The sequence below is a fragment of the Vibrio hepatarius genome, assembly GCF_018860525.1.
In the GTDB taxonomy this organism is placed as follows: domain Bacteria; phylum Pseudomonadota; class Gammaproteobacteria; order Enterobacterales; family Vibrionaceae; genus Vibrio; species Vibrio hepatarius_B.
The window spans coordinates 1-3,795 of the sequence record NZ_JAHKPM010000071.1; the positions used below are offsets into that span (position 1 = coordinate 1).

Consider the following 3,795-nt stretch of genomic DNA (forward strand, 5'->3'; position numbering starts at 1 on the left):
GCAGCTTCTGCCCATCGGTGCACCAGGCGAGCTGTATATCGGTGGTGCGGGATTAGCTCGCGGCTACCTCAATCGCCCAGAGCTCACCGCTGAAACGTTTATTGCTCACCCCTTTAGCGATGAACCAGAAGCGCGATTATATCGCACCGGAGATTTGGTGCGTTGGCTGCCCGATGGCAATCTCGCCTTTTTAGGGCGTTTGGATCATCAGGTCAAGATCCGTGGATTTAGGATTGAGTTGGGGGAAATCGAGTCCCAGCTTTTGCGTGAGCCGAGTGTTAAAGAAGCCGTGGTGTTAGCCCGTGAAGATCGCGGTGGTGACAAGCGCTTAGTGGCCTATGTCACAGCGGCTGAGGCCTTGGACGTAACAGAAGAAACGCTGATTGATTCACTCAGGCAAAGGTTAACAGCCGTATTGCCCGATTACATGGTGCCATCGGCTTTTGTGGTGTTAGAGCACTTGCCATTAACGCCCAACGGTAAAGTCGATCGTAAGGCCCTGCCTAAACCTACCTATTCGGATACTTCAAAAGATTGCGTGCTGCCAAGAACCGCTTTAGAGACCGAGCTTAGCGTGCTTTGGTCAGACGTTTTGGGCGTAGAGCGCATCAGTATCCAGGCTAACTTTTTTAGCTTAGGCGGCGATTCGATTAAAGCCATTCAGGTGGCTTCTCGAGGGCAAAAACAAGGGTTACCACTCACCACTAAACAGTTGTTTCAGCATCAGACCATTGCTGAACTCGTCCAGCATCTGGATATCCATGCTGAATCTGTTCAGATCCCGCAGTCATCTGTAAAAGGTGTTCAATCTTTACTACCAATCCAGCACCACTTTCTGAGCACTCAGCCTGTTGAGGCCAGTAAACACTTTAACCAGGCAATCCGTTTTGAGCTACCAAAGGATACGCAAGAGGCTGCTTTACGATCCTTATTAACCGCATTGCTTCAAAGGCATGATGCTCTCAGATTGAGTTTTATTCAAACAGGGAGCCAGTGGCAGGGGCGTTATGTTGAAGTGGATGAGGCCATTTTACAGCAGACACTGGCTTTATTCGAACACCAAGGCGAGCCTGAAGCTGAAAGCCATATTCAATCGATAGCCAATCAGTTACATTCGAGCTTTGACCTTGCTCAGGCACCTTTAATGCGTTGTCTATGGGTGCGTAATAGTGTATCAGGCGTGCAAGAGCTGATTTGGGTCATACATCATTTGGTTGTGGATGGCGTGTCTTGGAGAATTCTTTTAGAGGATCTACAAGAAGGATTACAGCAGCACCAGTCTCAAGAAAATGCCAGCATTCAACTAGGCTCGAAAACGCATAGCCTCCAATATTGGAGCGAACGCTTAGAGGAGTATTCAGCAACCGAAGCCTGTTTAAGTACGCTGCCCTATTGGCAAAAAACTGTACAATCACCGAGCATAAACTTGCTTGAACGTTCGTCTATTTTCATGAGCACGCCAGGTTTTGAAAGAAGCATCAATACGGCTGAACTAAGTACTCACACCTTCATTCAAGCTGACAGTCAAGTAGAACAAATTTGTCTGTCTTCAACTCGTACTGAGCAATTATTGCAGGGCATTCATGATTGTTATCACACGCAAATCAACGACATTTTATTAGCGGCTTTAGTTCTGGCCGTAGGCGAGTGGGCGGATGTCGATTCTGCAATGTCGAAACAGGGGTTGTGTCTGGATCTAGAAGGCCACGGTCGTGAACCATTGTTCGAGGATGTGGATCTGACTCAAACATTGGGGTGGTTTACTTCGGTATTCCCACTCCACTTACCATTTTCCTTAGTCAATGATAGTGAAAACGATCATGAACAACTCGTATTAGAAGCCTGTATTAAAGAGGTGAAAGAGCGCTTACGTGCCATTCCGAATAAGGGAATGGATTATGGAATTTTGCAGCGATATCAGCAAGCACGTTTACCTCAAAAGAGCTCATCTCAGTTGGTTTTTAACTATCTGGGTGTTTTTGAAAAAGGCTTTGCCGAAGACAGCGGCCAAGCTTTGGCTTCTAATCTTTTACGTGAACATGCATTGGGCTTTAATAGTTATGTTGTGGATGGGCAATGGACACTCTATATTGATTTTCACCCACAGCAGTTTGCAGCGGAAGATATCAAGACTTTAGCGAGCAGTTATCAGCAGGCTCTAGAAAAAGTCTTAGACCACTGTTTGCAAGCATCTGGCGGTTATACGCCTTCTGATTTTCCCTTGCTGTCACTCACCCAAAAACAAGTGGACCATTTACAAACAGAGTCCCCTTTTCTAGAAGACCTCTATCCCAGTACGGCTATGCAGCAGGGACTGCTGTTTCATTCCAGTTTGGACCCAGAAAATGGGCAGTATGAGACGCAGCTTAAATTTAAACTGACAGACTTGGATAGTCATCGCTTTAAAGAGAGTTGGGATCAGTTGGTTGCTGAACATGCCATTTTTAGAACAGCTTTTGCGACGGTTGAAGGGCAAAATCAAATACAGGTCGTGAATGCTCAGGTTAATTTCCCTTGGTATCAGTATGACTGGCGTCACTTCAGTGCAGACCAACAACAGCAGCAACTTCAAAACTTGCTGGTTCAGGGGCATTGTTTTACACCTGAACAAGCACCACTGATGAATGTTCACTTGGCTCAAATTGGAGAAAAAGAATACTGGTTTGTTTGGCAGCATCATCACGCGCTATTAGACGGCTGGTGTTTACCTATTGTCTTTAAAGAGTTAATGGCGCGTTATCAAGCGTTAGCCACGCAAAGTGTGCCTATATTACCAGCAGCTCGACCTTACAAAGACTATATTGCCTGGTTAGGGTGCCAGGATCAAAGTACAGCTGAACACTATTGGCGCACTTATCTGGAAGGGTTCAGTGAGCCGACACAGGTCCAAATAGGTGACCAACAGGCAAGTGGTGCATCATGTTCACAAGAATACCATTTGACACTCAGTCGTGAACTGACTCAGCAGTTAGAGCATCAAGCTCAACAGCATCAAGTGAGCCTCAACCTTTGGCTGCAACTCGGATGGGGTCTATTACTCAGCCATTACAGCGGTACCCAAGACATTGTTTTTGGTAGCACTCGTTCAGGTCGTCCTAGTAGCCTTCCTGGTGTTGAAGACATGCTGGGTCTCTTCATTAATAGCTTGCCTATACGCCTTAAACTGTCTTCTAAAATGCAATTGCAAGCCGCTCTTAGCCAATTAAAACAAGCACAGACAGATCAAGAGGATTTCAGCTTTACACCACTAGTGGATGTGCAGCGTTGGAGCGATGTTCCAGCAGGCCGGGAGTTGTTTGATAGCCTGATGGTGTTTGAAAACTACCCAGTGGATGATGTTTTAGCGGAGGAACTCGTGCAGGGCAGTTCTAATGGTTGCTCGAACAGCCCCTTAAACGATGACCGCCTCCGAATTTCAGAATATCAAGGAGTCGAGTCTACTCATTACCCATTGACGTTGTCGGCAAGTCCTGGTGATTCTCTGAACCTAAAGCTGATGTATCGTGAACCGAGATTTAACGGAGATCAGGCTCGGCAACTGCTCCAGCACTTAGAGGTGCTGTTGCATGGTCTGGCTCATTCAAAAGTGGATGCGCCATTAGCGTCGATAACATTACTCAGCGCAGAAGAAAAACAGCAGCAGCTAGTCGAGTGGAACGACACCCAACACGATTTTCCTGGCGAGCTGTGCATTCATCAACTGGTTGAAGCTCAAGCCGCTCAGCAGCCTGAAGCGACCGCTTTAGTCTTTAACCGTGAGAGCCTAAGCTATGGCGAACTCAATCAGCGAGCCAA

The 3,795-nt window shown here is 46.9% G+C and carries 1 protein-coding gene; it reads left to right on the forward strand.

All coding sequences use genetic code 11. From position 1 onward, the window contains the following. On the forward strand, positions 1-3,795 hold a 3,795-nt coding region (locus tag KO511_RS22080; RefSeq protein WP_215989541.1), incomplete at both ends, for a condensation domain-containing protein.